This window comes from Aquirufa nivalisilvae (genome assembly GCF_003143535.1).
In the GTDB taxonomy this organism is placed as follows: Bacteria; Bacteroidota; Bacteroidia; order Cytophagales; family Spirosomataceae; genus Aquirufa; species Aquirufa nivalisilvae.
This window is the reverse complement of record NZ_CP029346.1, coordinates 416,869-440,576: the sequence shown is the minus strand read 5'-3', so window position 1 is coordinate 440,576 and position 23,708 is coordinate 416,869. Positions and strand designations below refer to the sequence as shown.

16 protein-coding genes and 1 riboswitch are annotated in these 23,708 nt (G+C 38.8%); of the genes, 9 read left to right on the top strand and 7 right to left on the bottom strand.

Annotation, left to right across the window (positions count from 1 at the left end; all coding sequences use genetic code 11):
* Nucleotides 1-5: 5 nt before the first annotated feature.
* Together HME7025_RS01940 and HME7025_RS01935 are read left to right on the top strand one after the other, a co-directional pair.
* Entirely contained in the window at nt 6-1,865 is a 1,860-nt protein-coding gene (locus tag HME7025_RS01940; protein ID WP_109322022.1) for an ABC-F family ATP-binding cassette domain-containing protein, read from the top strand.
* Nucleotides 1,866-1,875: 10 nt separating this feature from the next.
* Nucleotides 1,876-2,097 (top strand): VF530 family protein, encoded by a 222-nt coding sequence (locus tag HME7025_RS01935; protein WP_109322021.1) that lies wholly within the window; start codon nt 1,876-1,878, stop codon nt 2,095-2,097.
* Nucleotides 2,098-2,140: 43 nt separating this feature from the next.
* Here HME7025_RS01935 and HME7025_RS01930 read toward each other — a convergent pair whose 3' ends face one another.
* A complete protein-coding gene (locus HME7025_RS01930; protein WP_109322020.1) occupies nt 2,141-5,512 on the bottom strand; it encodes a ThuA domain-containing protein in 3,372 nt (1,123 codons plus the stop codon).
* A gap of 89 nt (nt 5,513-5,601) precedes the next feature.
* Between HME7025_RS01930 and HME7025_RS01925 the strand changes: the two genes are divergently transcribed.
* A complete protein-coding gene (locus HME7025_RS01925) occupies nt 5,602-6,435 on the top strand; it encodes a dienelactone hydrolase family protein (RefSeq protein ID WP_109322019.1) in 834 nt (277 codons plus the stop codon).
* A 26-nt stretch (nt 6,436-6,461) separates the two neighbouring features.
* On the opposite strand, the gene HME7025_RS01920 is transcribed toward HME7025_RS01925, so the two are convergent.
* Nucleotides 6,462-7,808, bottom strand: coding sequence for a flavin monoamine oxidase family protein (locus tag HME7025_RS01920; protein ID WP_109322018.1), 1,347 nt, complete (start codon nt 7,806-7,808; stop codon nt 6,462-6,464).
* Nucleotides 7,795-9,129 (bottom strand): peptidase C69 family protein, encoded by a 1,335-nt coding sequence (locus HME7025_RS01915; RefSeq protein ID WP_109322017.1) that lies wholly within the window; start codon nt 9,127-9,129, stop codon nt 7,795-7,797. Before HME7025_RS01915 ends, HME7025_RS01920 begins: the two co-directional genes overlap by 14 nt.
* A 153-nt stretch (nt 9,130-9,282) precedes the next feature.
* Between HME7025_RS01915 and HME7025_RS13420 the strand changes: the two genes are divergently transcribed.
* On the top strand, nt 9,283-9,474 hold the full coding sequence (locus HME7025_RS13420; protein ID WP_109322016.1) for a hypothetical protein: 192 nt from the start codon (nt 9,283-9,285) through the stop codon (nt 9,472-9,474).
* Nucleotides 9,475-9,501: 27 nt separating this feature from the next.
* On the opposite strand, the gene HME7025_RS01905 is transcribed toward HME7025_RS13420, so the two are convergent.
* Nucleotides 9,502-10,242, bottom strand: a complete 741-nt coding sequence (locus HME7025_RS01905) for a phytanoyl-CoA dioxygenase family protein (protein WP_226998258.1) — start codon at nt 10,240-10,242, stop codon at nt 9,502-9,504.
* A 178-nt stretch (nt 10,243-10,420) separates the two neighbouring features.
* Here HME7025_RS01905 and HME7025_RS01900 point away from each other — a divergent pair, with 178 nt between their 5' ends.
* Nucleotides 10,421-11,308: an AraC family transcriptional regulator gene (locus HME7025_RS01900; protein ID WP_109322014.1), complete on the top strand. Its 888-nt coding sequence runs from the start codon at nt 10,421-10,423 to the stop codon at nt 11,306-11,308.
* Nucleotides 11,309-11,414: 106 nt separating this feature from the next.
* Here HME7025_RS01900 and HME7025_RS01895 read toward each other — a convergent pair whose 3' ends face one another.
* Complete coding sequence (locus HME7025_RS01895; RefSeq protein ID WP_109322013.1) at nt 11,415-12,464, bottom strand: TerC/Alx family metal homeostasis membrane protein; 1,050 nt, start codon at nt 12,462-12,464, stop codon at nt 11,415-11,417.
* A 49-nt stretch (nt 12,465-12,513) separates the two neighbouring features.
* On the opposite strand from HME7025_RS01895, the gene HME7025_RS01890 reads away from it, so the two are divergent.
* Nucleotides 12,514-13,254, top strand: coding sequence for a glycosyltransferase family 2 protein (locus HME7025_RS01890; protein WP_109322012.1), 741 nt, complete (start codon nt 12,514-12,516; stop codon nt 13,252-13,254).
* A gap of 62 nt (nt 13,255-13,316) precedes the next feature.
* Here HME7025_RS01890 and HME7025_RS01885 read toward each other — a convergent pair whose 3' ends face one another.
* On the bottom strand, nt 13,317-15,767 hold the full coding sequence (locus HME7025_RS01885) for a TonB-dependent receptor (protein WP_109322011.1): 2,451 nt from the start codon (nt 15,765-15,767) through the stop codon (nt 13,317-13,319).
* A gap of 91 nt (nt 15,768-15,858) precedes the next feature.
* Nucleotides 15,859-15,954: riboswitch (TPP riboswitch) on the bottom strand.
* A gap of 70 nt (nt 15,955-16,024) precedes the next feature.
* Here HME7025_RS01885 and mfd point away from each other — a divergent pair.
* A complete protein-coding gene (mfd, locus tag HME7025_RS01880) occupies nt 16,025-19,375 on the top strand; it encodes a transcription-repair coupling factor (RefSeq protein WP_109322010.1) in 3,351 nt (1,116 codons plus the stop codon).
* Nucleotides 19,376-19,438: 63 nt separating this feature from the next.
* Nucleotides 19,439-20,698 carry a gliding motility lipoprotein GldJ gene (gene gldJ / locus HME7025_RS01875; protein WP_226998257.1) on the top strand — a complete coding sequence of 420 codons (1,260 nt, stop codon included), beginning with the start codon at nt 19,439-19,441 and terminating at the stop codon, nt 20,696-20,698.
* A gap of 9 nt (nt 20,699-20,707) precedes the next feature.
* On the opposite strand, the gene HME7025_RS01870 is transcribed toward gldJ, so the two are convergent.
* Nucleotides 20,708-21,388 carry a ComF family protein gene (locus tag HME7025_RS01870; RefSeq protein ID WP_109322009.1) on the bottom strand — a complete coding sequence of 227 codons (681 nt, stop codon included), beginning with the start codon at nt 21,386-21,388 and terminating at the stop codon, nt 20,708-20,710.
* Nucleotides 21,389-21,536: 148 nt separating this feature from the next.
* On the opposite strand from HME7025_RS01870, the gene fusA reads away from it, so the two are divergent.
* A complete protein-coding gene (gene fusA / locus HME7025_RS01865) occupies nt 21,537-23,630 on the top strand; it encodes an elongation factor G (RefSeq protein WP_109322008.1) in 2,094 nt (697 codons plus the stop codon).
* The last annotated feature ends 78 nt before the right edge of the window (nt 23,631-23,708 follow it).

The following is a 23,708-nucleotide window of genomic DNA, read 5'->3' as shown; positions in this document are numbered from 1 at the left end:
CAAACATGAATTACCTATCCGCGGAAAATATTTCTCGCAATTTGGGTGAAAGATGGGTCTTTAAAAACCTATTCTTTGGCCTACAAAAAGGAGAGAAAGTATCCCTCATTGGAAAAAATGGTACGGGTAAAACTACCCTCATGGAAACCCTCATGGGTCTCCAAAGCCCAGATGAAGGTAAAGTAACTATCCGCAAAGGCATACGTGTGGGATATCTTCCTCAAAATCCGATTTTTCAGGAAAATGAGGAGGTACTGAACTACCTTTTTTCAGATGATCTCCCCAGTGCACAAGCCATCAAAGCCTATGAAAAGGCGATGATTTCAGGAGATGCTAAAGAGCTAGAAGATTCTTTTGCGCTCATGGAAGCTAACAATGCCTGGGATTATGAAGCTAGAGCTAAACAAATCATTACTCGACTTGGAATTCCCGACGGAGACCAAAAAGTAAGTACGCTTTCTGGTGGTCAAAAGAAACGCCTTTCTTTGGCCAAATTATTGATAGAAAGTCCAGATATCATGATTCTGGATGAGCCTACCAACCACTTGGATATAGAAACCATTGAGTGGCTAGAAGGAATTCTTTCGGGTCCGAACGTCACGGTATTAGTGGTATCTCACGATCGATATTTCTTAGATAAAGTATGTAATAAAATGTTGGAGTTAAGCAATGGCTCCATCTATACCTATGAAGGCAATTATGCTTATTTCTTAGAGAAAAAAGCAGAGCGCGAAGCTTCCGAAGCAAGTACCATTTCCAAAGCTAAAAACTTGTATCGCAAGGAACTAGAGTGGATGAGACGACAGCCTAAAGCTCGTGGTACCAAAGCCCAATCACGTATTGATGCTTTTGCAGAGACGGAAGAAGTAGCTCATCGTAAAACAGATGACAGCAAACTGGAATTAAACATCCAGATGTCACGCCTGGGCAATAAAATCATTGAAATCAATCACTTAAAGAAAGCCTGGGGAGAGAAAAAGATTGTCAATGATTTCACCTATACCTTCAAGAAAAAAGATCGTATTGGTATCATTGGAAAAAACGGGGCAGGAAAAACTACCTTCCTTCAATTATTAACTGGGTTAGAACAACCAGATGCGGGCACAATCGATCCCGGTGAAACGCTAGTAATTGGCTATTATACCCAATTACCTTTTGAATTTAAGCCAGAACAACGCGTCATTGATACCATTACAGAAATTGCAGAAGTGATTCCATATGGAAAAAATGAATCTTTGACACCTAGTCAGTTCTTAAGCAAGTTTTTATTTCCTACTGCCCAACAATATACTCCCGTAGAAAAGCTATCAGGGGGAGAGAAAAAAAGGCTACAACTCATGCAAGTATTGGTCAAGAATCCGAATTTCTTGATTCTGGATGAGCCTACCAATGATTTGGATTTAGATACCTTACAGCTATTAGAAGACTTCCTAAGTGAGTTCCAAGGTTGTTTGTTACTCGTTTCCCACGACCGTTACTTCATGGATAATTTAGTCGATCAATTAATTTTAGTGGAAGGTGAAGGTGAAGTTAATTTTTTCAATGGTAACTATACAGATTATCGAATAGCTCTTGAAAATAAAGAAAAAGAACCTGTTGCGGAGAAAAAAAGTCCTGTAGTAGCAGTTGAAAATAAACCTGCTTCCAAAGGAGCGAAACTAAGTTTTAAAGAAGCGAAAGAATTGGAAGAAATAGAAAAAGAAATGGCCGTGATGGAAGGGCAAAAAGAAGCACTGATTGAGCGTCTAAGTAAAGGTTCAGACGACTTTCAAGACTTAACGGCTTGGGCAGCAGAAATTGAGCGATTAAAGAATAGTTTAGAGGAAAAAGAAATGCGTTGGCTGGAATTATCCGAACGCGCTTAAATCATCCACAATGAGCGAAGAACAAGTATCCAATGACCCTTTGCATGGCAAAACCTTAGCCTTCATCATGGAGCAATTGGTGGAGCGTTATGGCTGGGATGAACTGGCACGAAGAATTCGCATTAATTGCTTTGCCATCAATCCAAGTATCAAATCTTCATTGACTTTTTTGAGAAAAACTCCTTGGGCCCGACAAAAAGTAGAAAACCTCTACAATCGTACTAAATGGTAATAAAAAAGGCTCCTTTCGGAGCCTTTTTTATGGATGATATATCCTAATTCTCAAAATAGATTTCCTTCAATCCATACAATGGTTTATCACCTGCATTAGGATTAGAGAAGACAAAATATAAGTTCTGAGAACCCGATACATTCACTGGCATACTAGCTTGTCCTGTCGTATTAATATCGATCGAACCTAAAAGCGTACCCGTTGGACTTCCTGATCTCAATTCTAATTTACCACCAGCTGTTTGACCTGGCATCACAAAAGAAGAAACTTGGATCGACTTAATTCCTGTCAAATCAATCACACCAAAATTGGCATAACCTTTATCAGCTGTAGCTACCAATAACTCGCCAACCCCATCAATTTTATATTTCATGGTTTTAGAAGTTTGGTCAGCTGAAGCAGCCGCCACACGTGAATTACGCAAAGTAATCACTTGTTGGCCTGTAGCCGAACCTACTTTAGAACCTCCTTTATCTGTATAGCTTGCTACAAACAAGAACGTACCTGGTTTACCACTATCATTGGTCACATATTCCCCTTTCAATGGTTTAGATGTTTTCTTGGTATCAGATAAACTTAAGATATAACGAACCATTTCTTTAGCGTCATCTGATTTTATTTGTGGGTGAGCAGCCATAACTTGTTCTCCCCAAACTCCACCACCACCACTGATAACTTTCTTCGCTAACATATCAATATTAGCTGTAGAAGCGCGGTATTTCTTGCTTACTTCAGTATAAGATGGTCCAATGGACTTCTTCTCTACAGCATGACAAGTTTTACAATCAGATAATTCGATCAAACGCTTTCCATTAGAGAAAGAAGTATTGCTTTGGTGTCCTTGCTCAATTAAGGTTTTATCAAATCCTTGTAAGTAGTTGATATTCAAAACCACATCCTCTTCTGCAATTTTCTTGTTGCTCAAAGAACCATCTTCCTTATCTTCTACCTTCACTTGGTATTTTACGGGTTTGTCATTCCAATAGAATGATTTATTTCCTTCAATACTCACATCCACTTTTGGAATTTCATTTCCAACCTTAATGATCGTCTCAGCTGAACTGACATTACCTTTTGCATCTTTAACCTTCAACACCGCTTTAAATACACCAGATTTAGTGTAAGTAACGGTAGGATTAGCCAAGGTACTAGTTTGTCCATCACCAAATGACCAAGCATATTTAACAGCATCACCGTCATAATCCAAAGTACCTTCTGATGAGAATTTCACCTTCAATGGAGATGCTCCGACTTTTTTATCTGCCGCAATTTCCACTTTAGGAGGGCGATTCCCGCCGTTATATTCAATTTTGTATAAAGTTGCCTCCTCGTTTTGAGCAAACCAGTTTGGACCATATTCTAAACCATAGAATGTACCATCTTGGGCAAATTGCATGTCAATCGGGTGAGAAAACTTCACCGAAGGTAGGAAGCGCTCCATAGAATCAAAATCACCATTTTGCTTCATACTTACCGTGTAAATGATATCTCTAGCCCAATCATATGCAAACAGTTTTCCATCATAATAAGAAGGGAACTTCGTTTTAGAAGTGGCTGGAAAATCTTCAGAATAATACACAGGCCCTGCCATGGCATTTCTAGATCCTTTCCCTATAACCGGACCAAAGTCTGGAGAGTCCACGTATGGATAGAAAATAAAGGCTTTTTGAGGTGTAGGCAAATGAGCAAAACCCGTATTGTGCGGAGAATTGTTGATTGGAGCCTCTACACTAAACTTAGCCCAAGTACTGTCTTTTACAAAATCTCTTTGGTTGTAAGTTTGATTATTTCCTACAAATAAAGGCCAGCCAAAATAACCTGCTTCACGTGCTTGATTCACCTCATCATATCCTCTTGAACCATATTTAGGCGAATTTTCACCTGCATCTGGACCTACTTCTCCCCAATACAAAAAGCCTGTACGTTGATCCACAGCTATGCGGTAAGGATTACGGTTACCCATTACATAGATCTCCGCTTTGGCATGTGGCGTTTTCTCTGGGAACAAATTACCCTTAGGAATAGTATATGAACCATCAGCAGTAGGCTTAATACGCATAATCTTTCCTCTTAAATCATTGGTGTTCGAACTTGTAGAACGAGCATCCCAACCAGCTCTTCCTGGACGATTATCGATGGGACCATATCCATTGGACTCAAACGGATTGGTGTCATCACCTGTAGATAAAAACAAGTTTCCAGCTTTATCCCAAGCAATGGAACCTCCTGTATGACAACATCCTGTGCGCTTAACTGGAACACGTAGCAATACCTTCTCTGTATTCATTAATAAGGTATCTTTCAAATCGTCGTAGGTAAAACGAGATAAATGCTGCGCTGTATCGGGTTGACCTGTTTGTGGGGAATAAAATAAATAAATCCACTTATTTTGATCATAATTAGGATCAATATTCATCCCCATTAATCCGTATTCAAACTTATTGAAAACATCCAAGTTGGCTACCACCTTCGTTTTACCTTTCTTAGGATCGTACATTTTCAATTTACCTTTACGCTCAGCAAAAAAGATTTTCCCTTGATTCGTCACGGCCAATTCAGTTGGCTCATCTAAATTACGATCTAAGGTAATCTTAGTAAACCTATTTTCTTCTGGAAGAACCCCTGTACGCAATTTTTTATTGTAATTGATATCAGCCCCAGAAGCCACCCACTGCAATCCTCCCCAAATGTGTTTCAATACTAGGTCTTCTGAAAATGTTTCATGTGTATGTCCCCAGTTGGTATAAAACGCACGGCCACCATCATATTCATGGTACCAAGCCATCGGGTGGAAATCACCCATTTTACCATCCTTGTAAGTTTTCTCATCTACAGTTACTAGTACTTTAACGTCTTTATTAAATTCTTTGATGTCATAAAATTCATCCTTACGAATAAAACTAGCGGGCATATGTGAAGTAGAAATATGGCTTCCATCAACTACATTCATCTTTCCTTCTTGTACATTCGGACGACCAGGATGAGAGGCAAAATAACCTCCGGATAATTTACCGTACCAAGGCCAATCGTATTCAGTATCGGTAGCCGCATGGATACCTAAATATCCTCCACCTGCTTGAATAAAACGTTCAAACGCGTTTTGCTGTGGGTCATTCAAGACATTTCCAGTCGTATTTAAAAATACCACGACACGGTACTTCTTTAAATTATTTTCGGTAAAAGCAGCCGCATTTTCCGTAGTATCCACCGAAAAGCCTTTTTCAGCAGCCATTTTCAAAAAGGCTATTTTGCCAGGTTCAATGGAACTATGACGAAAACCTTTGGTTGATGAAAAAACCAAAACCTTTTTACCTTTGAGTACGTTTTTATCTTGTGCTACAAGTGACAACGAAAATAAGCAGGCAAGACAGATGCTAGCCATGATTCGGACAGAGCCGAAGAATTTGTGTTTCATATTATATTTCAGTCTTAAAGAATAGGTAAAGTTAATTTAAATGCATCATTTTCGATTAAATTATTCAAAATTTTTATTCAAATAATACCATGAAAAAAATCGCCATTTTACTCGCCTTACTCGCTGGATTTCAAGAACTAAGCGCCCAATCCTGCTGCTTTCTAAAAAAAGATGATATGCAATTAATGGCTTCCAATAAAGCCTTTCAACGCTCGCATAAATTACCAAAACCCTATGTACACATCTCCAAAGCTGGAGGTGAAATGATTGAATTCAGCACGCCAGATGGCCAAAAAGCCCATGCTTTTTACATCAAAGCAGCTAAACCCACCACCAATACCTTGTTCGTATTTCAAGAATGGTGGGGCCTAAATGACCACATTAAAAGGGAAGCAGAACATTTTTACAGCACCTTAGGCAATGTCAATGTATTAGCTATTGATATGTATGATGGAAAAGTAGCTACTACTCGAGAAGATGCAGGCAAATACATGGGAGAAGCTAATCCAGCCCGACTAGAAGCCATTATTAAAGGGGCCATTCAACATGTAGGACCTAAGGCTAAAATTGCTACTGTAGGTTGGTGCTTTGGAGGCGGACTATCCTTAAAAGCTTCCATATTAGCCGGAAAACAGGGAGTTGCTTGCGTGATGTATTATGGAATGCCTGTAAAAGATATTAATGAATTAAAAGCTTTAAATACGGATGTACTAGGACTTTTTGCAGGTAAAGAACAATGGATTTCTCCCAAAGTGGTAGCAGAATTTGAAGACAACATGAAAGCTGCTGGCAAAAAACTACAAGTAAAAAGCTTTGATGCTGAACATGCTTTTGCCAATCCTTCTAATCCAGCTTTTGACAAAAAATCAACAGAAGAAGCCTGGAATATGGCCATAGCTTTCTTCAAAGAAAGAATAAAATAACTTAATTGGGCGGCTTCTTGAGCCATTTATTTCAACACTTCAGAAGCTGCCCGATATCCTGATGAGATAGCCCCATCTAAATAACCACTCCATTTTTCTGCGGTTTCAGTTCCAGCAAAATGCACATGCTGAAAGGGCGTTCTGATTTGATGTCCAAATTGAGTTAAGGTATTAGGACCCATTAAACCCGTATAACAACCACGGGAATAAACTTCCTCTGTCCAACATTTATCGATGTACTGCATGGGCGTTGAAGCCTGATGACCAAAAATTTTCTCTACTCGTTCGATGATCATTTTCTTGCGAACATCTTCTGCTAAGTCGATGAAATTTCGAGCATCATTTCCTTCCACAAAAACCAATAATACACCTTGATCTGCATCAGCATGTCCCACATCAAAGGTCACTTTTAATGGGTATTCATCACTCACAATTTGCCCACTAAAACCCAATTCTCTCCAAAAAGGTGTCGGGTAAATTAAATACACTTTCATGGCTGCACCCATAGGCATACGCTGATACAATTGAGCTTTCTGTTGAGGTAAAGGTGGCTCGAATAAGATGGAATTAATCAATACAGGTGGTATGGCTAGAATACATTTTTGCGCTCTAATCCTCAAATTAGGGGATTCCGCTAGTACTCCTCCATCATTTTGAATCAACTTTAGCAATGGTTCATTTAAGTGAATTTTATCCATAAATGAGACTGCTATTTTCTTGACTAAACCCTGAGTACCTCCTTTCAGTATGCTTTGTTGAGCTCCATTTTTAATGGATATCAAGGTGTCCATGTTGTCCCCAGATTTAAAATAAAATAAGGCAAAAAGGAGCGAAATTTCCGAAGCTTCTGCCGCAAATACGGTTTGTATTCCAATTTCAAATAAATGCTTGGCCTTGGCTGTCCAAATATGTTTCTCCATCCAAGTCGCCAAAGTCATAGCATCATATTCCTTAGCTCTTGGGTGATTCCAAGGATCTGAAATGGATATTTGCTCTGAAAGCTTATTCATTTTACTAATCGCAATTCCTAAATCAATCAATGAAATGGGATCGATTTTAGGAATTGTACCCGTATATGAACTGATTTTATCTTTAAATTTCAATAGATTCTTTCCTTGGTCATAGGTTTCATATGTTTCCGTTTGGGTTTCCTTAATCCATTCCCAAACCAAATGTTGCGTTGGTCCAACCCACTTTGCACCCATATCTACGGTCACTCCTGATGCTAAATCCTCAGTCAGCGTTCTACCTCCTATCCGATCTCTAGCTTCCATGATGATGAAATCTTTTCCAGCAGCATGCATTTTTTTTGCCGCAGCAATTCCCGCATAACCTGCTCCAACAATCAAAATGTCTGTTTTAATTTCTTTCATGTTTCATTACCCTATTTTGCCATTTCCAATACAAGGAATATGCTAACGACCTTATGTTAAAGGTGCTATTCTTTTTTTGTTGTTCCAATTTTTCAACCAACTGAAGGCAATCCTTAATGGACTTCTGACTTAACTCTTCCCTCATTTTCACATCTTTACTTACTGACAATAATTGATCTTCTTTTAACCAATCATTCTCTTTCTCTTGTTGAAATGACTGAATAACTGCATGAATGGATTTATAATCCTTCAATGCCTTCCGATGTATTTTTTCCCATTGCCACCAAAATGAATGATCTATACGCTGACTAGCCTGTGGAAACATATCCGTATTCAAGGTATTAGTCCCAAAGTAAAAAGGTTTAAAAACCGATAAACAAGGAGCCGATGATCCTGTAAGCCACACACTGGAATTAGCTTCATCTCGCAGCTCCACTACCATACTTCCCGTGGTTTGTGAGGGGGTCAAAATCCCTTGCGCATGTAAGCAAATGTTACCCATATCACCTCGATTAGGCTCAAAATCATCTTTGATCCGGTGACTTCTCAAAATCCTGAAAGCGTCTTGAATGCTCCATTTATTAGTATTTGATAAGGGTACATGAAGCTCACATTGCTGTTTTCTGGATGCCCCTCGCCCCATAAAGGTCATGAATGGTTCAGAAAAAGCCTTTTGAAAGTCAAAAGGCACGTCCTCCTTTATCCAAGATTTTTTATAAGCGAACACTTTTGCATCTGGATGTATTTGATCAAAGTCCGTCCCAATAGTCAATAAATTGGAAATCGCATGAAATGATTGAATTTGTTTATATGCCCAAAATGGTCCAGCCGTTTCTAATACATAGGCCGAATGGGTATCCGCGATCAAAAAGCTATTGCTATAATACATCCCTTTATCTTGATAGCCTCCACAAGCATCTTGTCCATATTTTCCGAAGTATTCAAGGATCATTTCCAAAGCCAATTTGGCCGTTTTCGACTGTTCCAAAGCTAATCGCAAAAGATCCATCCCGGTCAAACCATCGTTTTTTCGGGCCAACTTAATTTTGGTAAAAACAGCCTCATTACCTATGGCCACTCCATGTTCATTGACTCCCATTTCTGCTCCCCACATATGAAAAGGTTTAGAAAGAATCACTTCATGAACTTGTTCTGGGCAATCCACGGCAATAAAAGTAGCCTGCACTCGTTTTTCAGGTCGGCTCTGAGCAGGAAATCGAACGATTTGTTGAGCTTCATTTGGCTCACGATCAGAATTTTTAGCCAAGATAGAGTTCCCATATACATTCCGATGAGAAGGGCTATAAAAAGTATCGCACATGTATGGAAGGTTTAGAAAACTAAAAATATGTTACAAGTATGGAATTTATTTCACGCTTCTCAAAAAATACCTTGACTAAAAACCAATCAAAGTATACCTGCAGGAGATTTCGGTCAAAAACCTTATGTTTGTAATCTATTAATTGTCAAAGCAATGAAATACCTCATTCTATTTTGCTTATTTTCTTTCAGCCTACCAGCTCATAGCGCAGTTGCAGATTCAAAAATAGAATTGAGTTATTCTAGTTCCAGTCAAAAGAAAGCTGCTAAATATCGCAAAAAGAAAGGTTTTCTTTGGGGACTTTTCAAAAAGAAGAAAAAAGGTTGCGATTGTCCAAAGCTATAACACGCATTTTTCATTTTGCCCTTAGCCTTAACCCAAGATAGGATTCAAGGCTGATGCAGCATATTGCCCTGGTGCTAAGCCTTGTAACCAACGCTGACGATCAGCTTCTTGATTATCATTTTGAGGCTCAATAATCTTAGCGTCTGCATCCATAAAAATGATGGTCATTATTTCCCGCATTTTATTCGAATGATTACCTGGTGCGGAATGCAAAGTCCAGCCTTTATGAAAAGTTGCATCTCCGGCTTTCATTGCTTTTTCAGCGACAATCGGGAAATTCTTTTCTTTGACAAATTGACTAATCATTTGCTCTGACTCATCAGAAATATTCACCAAAGGCAAGTTAACATCTTGAGTCCCAGAGGCAAAAGTAAGCATTCCCATCTCTTCGTCGATGTCCACTAAAGGCATCCACATCGTAACGGTATTTTTGGTATTTAAAGGCCAATAATATTGATCTTGATGCCATGGAGTTAGTCCACCTTTAGGTTCTTTGAATAAAGCTTGGTCATGGTACAATCTAACCCGTTCAACCCCCAATAAATCGGCTGCAATCTGAGCAAAACGTTTAGCTAAAGTAAATTCTTTGATTTTAGTATCTTCTTCCCACAAATTCATCATCTGCAAAAAGGCCTTACCATAAGTATCGCGTTCAGCTAAGGACTTTTGCTTCACGCGAAAATCCTTAGCCCAGCGATTGATTGCTTCCCGATAGGGTTGCAAATCATCGGCACTTAACACGTCTGGTAAAAAGACGTGTCCATTCATATTAAAATAGGTTTTGTCTGTGTTCTTAAGTATGTAAGCCTGATTAAGCATCTAGCTAAATTTTAATTCAAAGTTCCAAAAAAAGAATCCGACACTCTACCGTGAAATTTGTAAAAATTAATGCAATTTTACCATTGATTAATATTTTTGCCAATCATTCTGATAATTTTAAAATAAGATGAAAGCAAGTTTGGAGCATTTAGTCAAAGGAACCGAAGCTTTATCCTTTGAAATCAAGGAAGTAAAGCAAGCTCGTTTTGATGCTCCTTATCATTTCCACCCCGAACTGGAACTTACTCTGATTATTTCAGGTGAAGGCAAACGGTTTATAGGCAACCAAATTAGCGACTTTAGTCCAGGAGATTTGGTTCTATTAGGATCAAACTTGCCCCATTGCTGGCAAAATCACCGAAAAGATTGGCTAACAGAAGATTTAGAAGAAGATGCAGCTCAAGCCCTAGTAATTCATTTTTCTGCTGATTTTTTGGGAGAAGCATTTATGAATAAAAAAGAAAGTAGCGCTATAAAATCATTATTGGAGAGAGCTAAGATGGGTTTTTCTATTCAAGGAAGTACTCAAGATAAAATTGCTAGAGAAATGCTCCTATTAAAAGGCTTAGCCCCTTTTCCTAGATTGTTAAACTTCCTACAAATACTTCATACCTTAAGCACTCAAACTGCGGATCTTCAGCCTATTGAATCCATTGAAAGCAGTTATACTTTATCTACCGTTGATTTAGAAAGAATTAATCGAGTATACGCCTATGTCATAGCCAACTATACCCATGAGGTGCATTTGGATGAAGTGGCTCATTTAGCTAACATGACCGAAACCGCATTTTGTCGATATTTTAAGAAAGTTACCAATAAAACCTTTGTAGAATTAGTTACCGAATTCCGAATTAAACATGCTTGTCAATTACTCAAAAGCACGTCGAAACCTATGATAGAAATCTGTTTTGAAAGTGGTTTTGGAAACCTTTCGCACTTCAATAAGCAGTTTAAACAATGGATGAAAATGCCTCCACTACAATATCGAAAATTGACCTTAGAGTGGCATCAATAAAATGCCAAAATCCCTTAACGCTGTCAAGGTTTAAAACCTTGACAGCGTTGGGCAAATTTCACAATTTCCCTCCAATTACCCCTTCAACAAACTGATAAAAAACTGATTATTTCTTCTCTGGGAAAAGCATACTTAATACGATACTCACCGTCAATATTCCAATAATAACGCCTAAAGAAGCTAAGGTTCCGAAACCTATCTGCTCCAAATAATGATGAGCTAACATCTTGATTCCAACAAAACTCAATAGCACACCTAAACCCATTGGTAAAAAACGGAATAGGCCCATTAAGTTTGACAAGAAGAAAAATAAAGACCGCAATCCCATGACGGCAAATACATTGGAAAAGAAAACAATGTATGGGTCTTTTGAGATAGAAAAAATAGCAGGAATAGAATCTACTGCAAATAAAATATCGGTAAAGGCAATAACTACCACCACCACAAAAATGGGTGTTATATATAATTTGCCTGTTTTCATACGAATGAAAAAGCGGCCAATCACATTTCGTTTATATACATTAAAATACTTAGACAAAATCTTCACTACTGGATGATGCCCTGGTACCATTTCCTCTTCACTGTCTTTTTTAACAATGATACTAATACCCGTGTATACCAAAAATGCACCAAACAAATAAATGATCCAATCAAACTTCTGTAAAAGCGCCGCACCTAAAAAGATAAAAATCAATCGCAATACGATTGCTCCCAATACACCCCAAACCAAGATCTTTTTATAATAGCGCTTTTGAACCCCGAAGGAATTAAAAATCAAAATAAAGACAAAGACATTATCTGCAGACAAAGAATATTCCACCAAATACCCAGTGATAAACTCCAAAGACATATTTTCTTGAAATACTGCCAGTTGATCCAAATATGAACCTGTACCTAAGTTAATTTGCTTAGCATACAATTCTTGAACAACTTGTAAACTTGGTACATCATGGATACCATGTACCATCCCACCATTAAACCTCAGAAAAAGATAAAATAATAAGGCCAAAACTACCCAAGCCCCGCTCCAAAACCCTGCCTCTCGAAATGTTACTTCTGACTGTGGCCCAGTCTTAAATACACCTAAATCCACCAACATCACTGCCAAGACTCCCACTGAAAACAGAATAAAAAACAAAGTTTCGCTCATAAATATCTAATTTTGCACCAAAGTCCAAAGTTCGCAAATCTTTGGCACACATTTTATGTACGAAGGAAAAAAGGTAATTGTTGTGATGCCTGCCTATAAAGCCGCACTCACTCTCGAAAAAACGTATAACGAAATTCCTCATGATTGGGTGGATGAAGTCATTTTAGTCGATGACCATAGTCCTGACAATACCGTGGAAGTCGCTAAACAAATTGGCATCCAACACGTGATTCGCCACGACAAAAACAAGGGTTATGGGGGCAATCAAAAAACTTGTTATACAAAAGCTTTGGAACTAAAGGGTGACATTGTCATCATGCTTCACCCAGACTACCAGTATACTCCCTTGCTGCTTAAAGCAATGATTAGTATCATTGGCAATGGTTTGTACCCAGTGGTTTTTGCTTCTAGGATTTTAGGGAAAGGTGCCTTAAAAGGAGGCATGCCTATATATAAATACATCGCCAACCGTATCTTAACCTTGTACCAAAATATTCTTATCGGTCAAAAATTATCAGAATACCATACTGGATATCGAGCTTTTTCAAGAGAAGCTTTAGAAGCAGTTCCTTTCCAAGCATGTGACGATGATTTCATTTTCGACAATCAAATGGTACTCCAATTATTTTGGAAAAACTTTGAAGTAGGAGAAGTGACTTGCCCGACCAAATATTTTGAGGAAGCATCTTCCATCAATTTTAAACGGAGTTCCATCTATGGATTTGGAGTTTTATGGTATTCCTTACGCTATCGTCTAGCGAAGATGGGCTGGACTTGGGACTTAATGGGAAAGTAAAATTCCCTTACTCAATAAAAAAATCCCCTACCCAATCGGCAGGGGATTTTTGTTTAATTACCCTACAATCGAATGGAAAGACCTAATAAAAAGTTAAATCCTGCCTGAGGGTACTGAAAATTCTCCGTAATCACTTTTTGTTCATACACATAACTATAAGTGTATCCATTTGATGAGTACAACGTGTTCGCTACATTATTTAACAACAAACTAGCTTGTAAATTCTTTGTCCAACTCGTCTTTATCGGATAGGTCAAACGAATATCTTGTGTCCAATAGGCTTTCAATTTCCTGTTTTCATCCGAGGTATTGTCCAAATACTGTTGACCTACATATTTAGTTAACAAACTTGTCTCTAAACCCTTCCATGAATAGGTCAGTTGACTGCCAGCAATGGTCGATGGTGAATAGGCGATATCAGTAGTTCCATGATTCACGATTTTGACGCCATAAGTATCATAATCAGGAATACTTTCAACAAAATTCAAGACCTTGTTTTGACTTAAAGTTACATTAGCCTGCCATGTAAAATGACGAGATAAGCGGTAGTTCAAACTTGCCTCAATTCCCATTCGATAACTATCAGGCACATTGGTACGAATAGCTTCTCCCACGCTATTGACAGCACCTGTCAATACCAATTGATCACGATATTGCATTCGATATGCATTCAACTGAAATGAATAGTTAGATGCCGCTCTTTCAAATCCCAATTCATAATCGGTCAAAAACTCAGATCGCGGAGTCGTACCTGGGTTATCAATAAAATCCTGACGACTAGGCTCCTTACTACCAACAGCCAATGAACCATAAATTTTACTTGATTCAGAAAGTTGATGCGTCAAGCCAAATTTAGGATTAAAGAAGTCATAGGTCCAAATTTGGCTAATATCCTGCATTTTATCTGCGGTACCTTGCATTTTGTATCCCACAGTACGGTACTGTAAGTCCAAATAACTTTGCCACTTAGTCGACAAGGCATAATTCATTTTGACAAACAAATTCAAATCTGTCTTCTGTGATCTACTTTGATACCAACGATGACCCAAGTAAGAACTAGGCAAATTATCACCAGAAATAACTTCCCCGAAGTGGCGACCTACATAACGGTTCCAAGCACCTCCAAATGTGAATTTAAAACCTTGATTCGCATCATAATTCAATGCAAAAGTGCTTCCATAAAAATCATTATCCAGCCATTTTCTTCGCACTAAATTGGTACTAGTCAATGTATTTGAGCCCATTTGAATAGGATCTAGACCATACTTAGACAAACTCGCATCAGCTTTATACTCTTCATAATAACCTCGGCCATAAGTATAATGTCCATTTACATCCAAATTCCAATAAACTCCTAAACTATGATGGGATAAGAATTGGTAATGATCTTGAGCATAATTATCTGTTTGATTAGGATAGGTATAGTAATTATATGTCCTTCCACTTTCTAATAGATTCTTGGCTTCCGCTTCACTCAACCAATTTCGCTCGATATAAGCATTCATTCCAGCTACATCATTATTTACTCGACTTTCCGGAGTTCCATACCAAGATTGAAAAGTCTTTTCCTTTCCAATAAAATAATTCAACCGAAAAAAGGATTTCTTACCAAAATAGGCTGCAGACAAATAAGCGGATTGTAAATTGGAGGAGGCCCTATCCAAGTACCCATTGGAAACCACACGAGATAATCGTCCATCAATCGTCCATTTCCCTCCCAATAACCCAGTTCCAAGTTTCAAGGTACTTTTTATCGTACCAAATGAACCTCCAGATGCATTCAATTCTGCATATGGATCTTTCTCAAAACTATTGGTCTGCATATTCACCGACCCTCCAAAAGCTCCAGCACCATTCGTGGATGTTCCCACTCCTCGTTGAATCTGAACGGAAGCCACAGAACTAGCAAAATCGGGCATATTAACCCAATATGTTCCTTGAGATTCGGAATCATTGACTGGAATTCCATTGATCGTCACGTTCACCCGAGTAGCATCAGAACCACGGATACGAATCCCCGTATAGCCTACACCAGCTCCTGCATCAGATGTCGTGACAATGGATGGGGTGAAATTGAGCAATACAGGCATATCTTGACCCAAATTTGACTTCCCTAATTCTTTTGCCCCAACGTTTGTATAAGCCATGGCTGAATTCTCATCGGCACGGGTAGCCTTAACAACTACTTCATCATTTAAAAATGAAGATTTTATCAGCTTTATAGCGATCGATTTTTCAGAAGAATTTAATTCTCTGATTTGGGTTTCATAACCAACAAAATGAATCGAAATACTTAAAGAAGATTGGGTGCTTGTTAGCACAAAGTGCCCTTTACTGTCGGTCACAGTACCACGCTGGCTATCTTTTAACTTGATACTTGCTCCCCAAAGAGCTTGGGAATTTTCTTGGTCTACGACCATCCCTTCCCAACGGAAGGTTTTCTGAGCCCATACAGGCACAGCCATCATGGCAATCATTACTACTAAAATAATCTGTGTCGTTATCTTTTTCATGTTGAAAAGTTTAACAACAGGTAAAGGAGTCAAATCCTGTCTGATTTAACATATTAACCCTTACATCGATGATTTTTTTGAGTTTTCAGCGCTAAAAACTCGACAAAATCCCTTCGCCGGTACTAACCGAATCAGGTTCAATGGGTATAATCTCAGCCCAAAATATTGGGCACCCCTTTTTGTGGATGCACAAAGATACAAAAATTCCTACCTTTGCAAGCCCTAAGAAAAAATTGGCTGCCCTGATTCGGTAGATTATGATTGTAAAAGATTTTATTGCCCACTACCAACACGATGGAATAATTCAAACTCTTTCCTCGCAGATTCATCATGCCCCAAAAGGTAGTAAATATCACATAAAAGGCTTATCTGGCTCCCTAGACGCCATCCTTATGGCCGCCACTAAACAAGAGAAAAGGCCTTATTTACTGATTTGCCAAGAAAAAGAGGAAGCCCATTATTTGCTAAATGACTTACAAGCCTTAATGGCTGATGCGGAAGTTTTACTATTTCCCATGTCCCACAAAAAACCGTATGAATGGGAAGAAATAGATAATGCCAATGTATTGATGCGTGCTGAAGTGCTCAATGTACTCAGCAATCTACCTAACAAAGACCTGTTTATCGTCACTTACCCTGAGGCATTAAGTGAAAAGGTAATCAATCGAAAATCATTAGTAAAAAACACGCTATCCATCCGTGTTGGAGATAAAATTGATCCCAATTTTGTTGCAGAAACACTCAACGAATATGATTTTGAGCGAACAGATTTTGTCTATGAAGCTGGACAATATTCGGTTCGCGGAGGAATTTTAGATGTATTTTCTTACGCCACAGAATTCCCTTATCGCTTGGATTTCTTTGGGAATGAGGTTGATAGTATTCGAACTTTCCATCCTGAAACCCAACTTTCCATCCAATCGGTTTCAGCCATGCATCTTATCCCAGATGTACAAACTAAGCTTATTCAAGAAAGTCGAGAAAGCTTTTTAAGTTTCTTCCCAGAAAACAGCATCATTTGGATTAAAGATCAAGAGATGCTCTTAGAAATCGTTCAAAACTACTTCCAAAAAACACATGATACTTTCGAAGAACTGAAAAGTCGAGGTGGTGATATCCAAATCATGTCCGACCCTTCAGAACGCTGGGAAAATAAAAAAGATTTTTTAAAGTCCCTAAATCAATTCACGCAGGTTGAATTTGGGAAAAGAAATCACCTGAAAAATGCAGAGACTATCACCTATGCATCAAAAAACCCAGGAGCTTTTCATAAAGATTTTGAACGCTTAGCCGGAGCGTTGCTAGACAATCAAACTCAAGGTTATCAAAATATCATTTGTTCTGAATCTTCCCGACAGCTTGAACGCTTGGAAGTCATTTTCAATGAATTAAATACATCGATTCAATTTAAAAACCTGCAAATTTCCTTGCGAGAAGGTTTCATTGATGAGCAAACAAAAATAGCTTTTTACCCAGATCATCAATTATTTGATCGATTCCATCGATTCAAAGAGAAAAACAAATTCTCCAAGAATAAAGCGCTCACATTAAAGGAGCTGCGAAGCCTTCAAGTAGGTGATTTCGTAACACATATTGATTACGGTATCGGTCGATTTGCAGGTCTAAATTTAATTGAAACCTCGAATGGGGAGCAGGAAGTGATACGCTTGATTTATCGGGATGATGACGTGCTTTCTGTTTCCATTCATGCATTACACAAAATCTCCAAATATTCAGGGAAGGAAGGTGCTCCTCCGAGTATGTCCAAATTAGGTTCTCCTGATTGGGATAACAAGAAATCGAGAGTCAAAAAACAAGTAAAAGATATTGCCAAGGAATTAATTTCCTTGTATGCCAAACGTAAATCTGCTCCTGGGTTTTCATTCTCGCCTGATACGTATTTACAAGCCGAATTAGAGTCTTCCTTTTTATATGAAGATACTCCTGACCAAGCTAAAGCCACACAGGATGTAAAAGCCGACATGGAAAAGCCCCACCCTATGGATCGTTTGGTTTGCGGAGATGTGGGATTTGGAAAGACAGAAATTGCTGTTAGAGCTGCATTTAAAGCAGTGGCAGACTCCAAGCAGGTAGCCGTTTTAGTTCCAACCACGGTTTTGGCCATGCAACATTTCAGAACCTTTCATGACCGCTTAGCTGCATTTCCTTGTAAGGTCGAATACATCAATCGATTTAAGTCGCCCAGACAAATCAAAGAAACCTTGGAGCGAGTAGCAAAAGGTGTCACCGATATTTTAATAGGAACCCATCGTTTGGTGAACAAAGATGTTGTTTTCAAAAATTTGGGCTTGATGATCATTGATGAGGAGCAAAAATTTGGGGTGAAAGTGAAAGATCGATTGAAAGAAATGCGTGTCGATGTGGATGTCTTGACACTGACAGCTACACCAATTCCTAGAACCTTGCATTTTTCTCTGATGGGAGCCCGAGATTTATCCATCATTGCCACTCCTCCGCCTAATCGCCAACCAGTGGAAACTAAATTGGTCGTATTAAACGACGAACTTTTACGAGATGGGATTAGAGAAGAGCTCTCCAGAAATGGTCAAGTTTTTGTGGTTTATAATCGAATTGGAGAATTAGAAAGTATAGCCAATCGTATTTTACGTTTGGTGCCAGATGCCAAAATTGCCGTAGCCCACGGACAAATGGATGGTGACAAACTAGAAAAAATCATGTTGGGGTTCATTGAGGGACATTACGACGTTTTAGTAGCCACTAATATCATTGAATCAGGTTTGGATATCCCAAATGCCAACACCATTTTCATCATCAATGCCAATAATTTTGGATTATCGGATTTACATCAAATGAGGGGCCGCGTGGGTAGGTCCAATAAAAAAGCCTACTGCTATTTAGTAACACCATCTTTGGCGAATTTAACGAGTGATGCGCGTAAAAGATTGAGCGCATTAGAGGAATTTTCCGACTTAGGGGATGGGATCAAAGTGGCCATGCGAGATTTAGATATTCGGGGGGCAGGAAACTTGTTGGGTGCTGAGCAAAGTGGGTTTATCAATGATTTAGGTTACGATATGTACCATAAAATCTTAGATGAAGCCGTTCAAGAATTGAAGGAAAATGAATTTAAAGCCCTATTTGAAGCTGATTTAACTGAAGTAGCAGAGACCCTGAAAGTAGATTGTCAAATCGAAACAGATTTAAGGGTATTAATTCCTGATACCTATGTACAAAGTATTTCAGAGCGTTTAGCCTTATATACTCGATTGGATGAAATAGACCATGAGGAGGAACTTCAAAAATTCATTCAAGAAATAGAAGACCGATTTGGGAAATTGCCTCAAGAAGTAAGTGATATGATTGAATTGGTAAAATGCCGATGGAAAGCTCAAGTTTTAGGAATTGAAAAAATTCTCTTAAAAAACAATATCCTTAAACTTCATTTCGTTTCATCTGAGACGCATCAAAAACATGCTAGTTCCATTGTTTTGAAGGTCATCAACTTTGTCAATACTCGAAAAGGACAGTGTCAACTTAGAGAAAAAGCGAACAAATTGATTCTTCAAGTTGACCGAATCAGCAGTATTGAAGAATTAAATACTATTTTAGTGGATATTTTAGGCTAGTTTTGAGCTTATTAATTGAATTTTATACCTTTGCTTTTCAAATTCTTACGATAAAAGATATCAATGATTGCTAAATTGAAAATTGTAATGGGGATTTGTGCTAGTGTGTTCCTCTTGACATCATGTCCTAGTGGAATAAAATCTGGCGTAAAACCTAGCAGTGTAAATATCGGTTCTAAATCCTCAGCTACAGGCATTGCCTACAATCAAAAGGGTGGATTTCAAGTAGATAAAAAATTCAGTGGTCAATTAACTGGCCCTAATTTGGTATTTATTGAGGGTGGCCGTTTCACGATGGGTTCTTTAGAAGAGGATGTTTTAGGCATTCATGACAACGTGGAAAGAACCGTTTCTGTTCAATCATTTTATATGGATGAAACGGAAATTGCCAACGTGCACTATTTAGAATATTTATATTCCGTTCAAAAAGATTCTACGCAAGATTTTTATGAATCTGCTTTACCTGATACCACTGTTTGGAAAAATGATTTAGCATTTAATGACCCATATGTGGAGCAGTATTTGCGTTTCCCTGGATTCCGCATGTATCCAGTAGTGGGTATTTCTTGGAAACAAGTAAACGACTATTGTGTTTGGAGAACAGCCGCAGTTAATCAACAATTAGCAGGCGCAGATAAAGTCAAAGAAAAAAAACCTAAAAAAGGTGCTACTACGGCTGGAACTGCTGCTACAGCTGCTACTACTCGTACCAATACAACGGCTCGCTTAACCATCGAATCTGGCCGAGTATTGCCTTCGTATCGTCTTCCTACTGAAGCGGAATGGGAATATGCGGCTAAAGCGATGATTGGAACCCAGCAAGAAGATGAGAACCAAATCAACCAACGTATTTATCCTTGGGATGGTCCATCTTTACGTCAATCACAAGGTAAAGCTAGAGGAACGATGTTAGCTAACTTCAAGCGTGGTCGTGGTGACTATGCTGGTATTGCTGGCAAATCCAATGACGGAGCTATTATTACGACTGAGGTTTACAAATATCCACCCAATGATTTTGGTTTATACCAAATGGCAGGTAACGTAAATGAATGGGTACAGGATCTATATCGTCCGCTTTCCTTCCAAGATTTCAATGACTTGAACCCAGTTCGTAGAAACGAAAAATTAGATAAGGCAAGTCGTTACGACAGCAAAAACAATAATTCCTTAATAGACAACAAGGTTCGCGTTTATAAAGGTGGTTCTTGGTCAGATGTGGCTTATTGGTTAGCCCCAGGGACTCGTCGTTATTTAGATGAAGATTCTGCTACAGCAACCATCGGTTTCCGTTGTGCTATGATTTCCGCAGGGACAAACAAATAGTTTCCCTTCTTATTGTAAAGCCGCCAGAGCTAAAAAAGACACTTGTCTAGCTCCGGCGGCTTTTATTTTTTGTCCCAAAGTTAACATCGTAGCTCCCGTAGTCAACGTATCATCCACGATTAGTACATGCTTCCCTAGAAAGGAAGATGAATCTGATACTTGATATACATCTTCCAAAACATGAAAACGCTCTTGTCGATTTTGATGAATCAAGGTTTGACTATTCTTAATTCTTTCTATCCCACCTGATAAGATGGGGAGATGAGTACTTAATGCTATCCCTTCGGCGATGCATATAGCTTGATTATATCCTCGCTCTTGTATTCGTTGTTGGTGCATTGGAATGGGGAGGATAAGCTCATATTCATCCGGCCAATTGTACTTATTCAATTCTGCTCCACACCAAATACCAAGAAATCGTCCCAAATCTTGAGCTCCTTTGTATTTAATTTGATGCATGAGGTGCTGAACTCGACCACCTTTTGAAAATAAAAAGAAACAATGTACGTCTTGATATTCCAACCAACCATCAAATTTGAGACTGAGCCAATTGGGCCTGGGAAGGAATAAACCTGGCCTTGGAAGCTCTAATCGACACCTAGTGCAGAGTAAACCTTCCGAATCCAAAAGGGTATTGGAACACGCAAAACAGACTTCCGGATAAAGCAATTGTAAAATGCGCTTAAACATTTGAAAAAAGTTTTGTATTTAATTAAGATTCAGTAATTTTGCACCCCTAAATAAGAACCTAAATTTTACATGTTAAAACCATGTAGTTCAAGTTCTTGATAATCTTAGCGAAGAGTAAAAACACTTATATCATAATTAACCTTTAAAAATGGCACGCGATTTAAAATTCACTAGAAACATCGGTATTGCTGCGCACATTGACGCTGGTAAAACCACCACGACGGAACGTATCCTGTATTACGCAGGTGTGAGTCATAAAATTGGTGAGGTACACGATGGTGCGGCAACCATGGACTGGATGGAGCAAGAGCAGGAGCGTGGAATCACGATCACTTCTGCAGCAACTACTGTAAGCTGGAAATACCGTAACGAAGATTACCATGTTAACATCATTGATACACCGGGTCACGTTGACTTTACTGTAGAGGTAAACCGTTCCCTACGTGTATTAGATGGTCTAGTTTTCTTGTTTTCTGCGGTAGATGGTGTTGAGCCACAGTCAGAAACTAACTGGCGTTTAGCGAACAATTACAACGTTGCTCGTATTGGTTTCGTAAACAAAATGGACCGTTCTGGTGCAGATTTCTTAAACGTGTGCAAGCAAGTGAAAGAAATGTTAGGTAGCTACGCAGTACCATTGCAATTGCCTATCGGTGCTGAAGAGCATTTTGAAGGAGTAGTTGACTTGGTTAACTTCCGTGGTATCAAGTGGAACGAGGCAGATAAAGGTATGACATTCACTGAGGTACCTATCCCAGATGATATGTTAGAAGAGGCGACTGAATACCGTGAAAAATTATTAGAAGCAGTAGCTGAGTTTGATGATACTTTGATGGAGAAATACTTCGAAGATCCTAACTCAATCACTGAAGATGAAATTTTAGCTGCCTTACGTGCTGCTACTATTTCTATGAAAATCGTTCCAATGCTTTGCGGTTCTTCTTTCAAAAACAAAGGAGTTCAAACAATGTTGGATTATGTGATGGCTATTTTGCCTTCACCGATGGACAAAGAAGGTGTTAAAGGAACAAATCCAGATACAGGAGAAGAAATCCTAAGAAAGCCATCTGAGTCTGAGCCATTTGCGGCATTAGCATTTAAAATTGCAACTGACCCTTACGTAGGTCGTTTATGTTTTATTCGTGCTTATTCAGGTGGATTGGATTCTGGTTCTTATGTATTGAACAACCGTTCAGGAAATAAGGAGCGTATCTCTCGTATCTTCCAAATGCACGCTAACAAGCAAAACTCAATTGAGCGCTTAGGTGCTGGTGATATTGGTGCAGTAGTTGGATTTAAAGACATCAAAACAGGTGATACTTTATCTGATGAGAAACACCCTATCATATTAGAAGCAATGGATTTCCCAGAGCCAGTAATTGGATACGCTATTGAGCCTAAGAAAACAGCAGATGCTGATAACTTCTCAAAAGCCATCACTAAATTGATCGAAGAAGATCCAACTTTACAAGTTGAGTCTAACGAAGAGACTGGTCAAACCATCATCAAAGGAATGGGTGAGCTTCACTTAGAGATCATCATTGACCGAATGCGTCGTGAGTTTAAAGTAGAAGTAAACCAAGGTGCTCCTCAAGTAGCTTACAAAGAGTCTTTAACTAAGACAACTGAGCACCGTGAGGTATACAAAAAACAATCAGGTGGTCGTGGTAAATTTGCAGATATCGTATTTGAAATCGGACCAAGAGAAGACGACAAACCAGGTTTAGAATTTGTTAACAATATTGTGGGTGGTGTTATTCCTCGTGAATTTATCCCTGCGGTTCAAAAAGGTTTTGAAGAAGCCATGAAAACAGGTGCTTTAGCTGGATATCCAATGGATTCCATGAAAGTACGTTTGTTCCACGGTTCTTACCATGATGTCGATTCAGATTCATTATCTTTTGAATTAGCTGCTCGTATGGGTTACAAAGATGCTGCGAAAAGTGCTGGTGCTAAATTAATGGAACCAATCATGGCAGTTGACGTAGTGACTCCAGATGAGTATACAGGACCTATCACAGGTGACTTAAACCGTCGTCGTGGTATCATGAAAGGTATGGATTCTCGTCAAGGTGCCGTTATCTTAAAAGCAGATGTACCTTTGTCTGAATTATTCGGATATGTTACGGATTTACGTACTATGTCTTCAGGACGTGCTACAGCATCTTTAACTTTCTCTCACTATGAATTTGTTCCGCAAAACATTGCTGACGAAGTAGTAAAGAAAGCAAAAGGATTATAATACTAGCCTATGCTAATGGAAAGCCCTCGAAATTCGAGGGCTTTTTTTATGGATCAATCCTAAGAATTCTCCAATTTC

Coding starts and splice junctions, on each gene's coding strand:
- HME7025_RS01940 (WP_109322022.1), top strand. CDS start 6: ATGAATTACCTATCCGCGGAAAATATTTCTCGCAATTTGGGTGAAAGA.
- HME7025_RS01935 (WP_109322021.1), top strand. CDS start 1,876: ATGAGCGAAGAACAAGTATCCAATGACCCTTTGCATGGCAAAACCTTA.
- HME7025_RS01930 (WP_109322020.1), bottom strand. CDS start 5,512: ATGAAACACAAATTCTTCGGCTCTGTCCGAATCATGGCTAGCATCTGT.
- HME7025_RS01925 (WP_109322019.1), top strand. CDS start 5,602: ATGAAAAAAATCGCCATTTTACTCGCCTTACTCGCTGGATTTCAAGAA.
- HME7025_RS01920 (WP_109322018.1), bottom strand. CDS start 7,808: ATGAAAGAAATTAAAACAGACATTTTGATTGTTGGAGCAGGTTATGCG.
- HME7025_RS01915 (WP_109322017.1), bottom strand. CDS start 9,129: ATGTGCGATACTTTTTATAGCCCTTCTCATCGGAATGTATATGGGAAC.
- HME7025_RS13420 (WP_109322016.1), top strand. CDS start 9,283: ATGAAATACCTCATTCTATTTTGCTTATTTTCTTTCAGCCTACCAGCT.
- HME7025_RS01905 (WP_226998258.1), bottom strand. CDS start 10,242: ATGAATGGACACGTCTTTTTACCAGACGTGTTAAGTGCCGATGATTTG.
- HME7025_RS01900 (WP_109322014.1), top strand. CDS start 10,421: ATGAAAGCAAGTTTGGAGCATTTAGTCAAAGGAACCGAAGCTTTATCC.
- HME7025_RS01890 (WP_109322012.1), top strand. CDS start 12,514: ATGTACGAAGGAAAAAAGGTAATTGTTGTGATGCCTGCCTATAAAGCC.
- HME7025_RS01885 (WP_109322011.1), bottom strand. CDS start 15,767: ATGAAAAAGATAACGACACAGATTATTTTAGTAGTAATGATTGCCATG.
- mfd (WP_109322010.1), top strand. CDS start 16,025: ATGATTGTAAAAGATTTTATTGCCCACTACCAACACGATGGAATAATT.
- gldJ (WP_226998257.1), top strand. CDS start 19,439: ATGATTGCTAAATTGAAAATTGTAATGGGGATTTGTGCTAGTGTGTTC.
- HME7025_RS01870 (WP_109322009.1), bottom strand. CDS start 21,388: ATGTTTAAGCGCATTTTACAATTGCTTTATCCGGAAGTCTGTTTTGCG.
- fusA (WP_109322008.1), top strand. CDS start 21,537: ATGGCACGCGATTTAAAATTCACTAGAAACATCGGTATTGCTGCGCAC.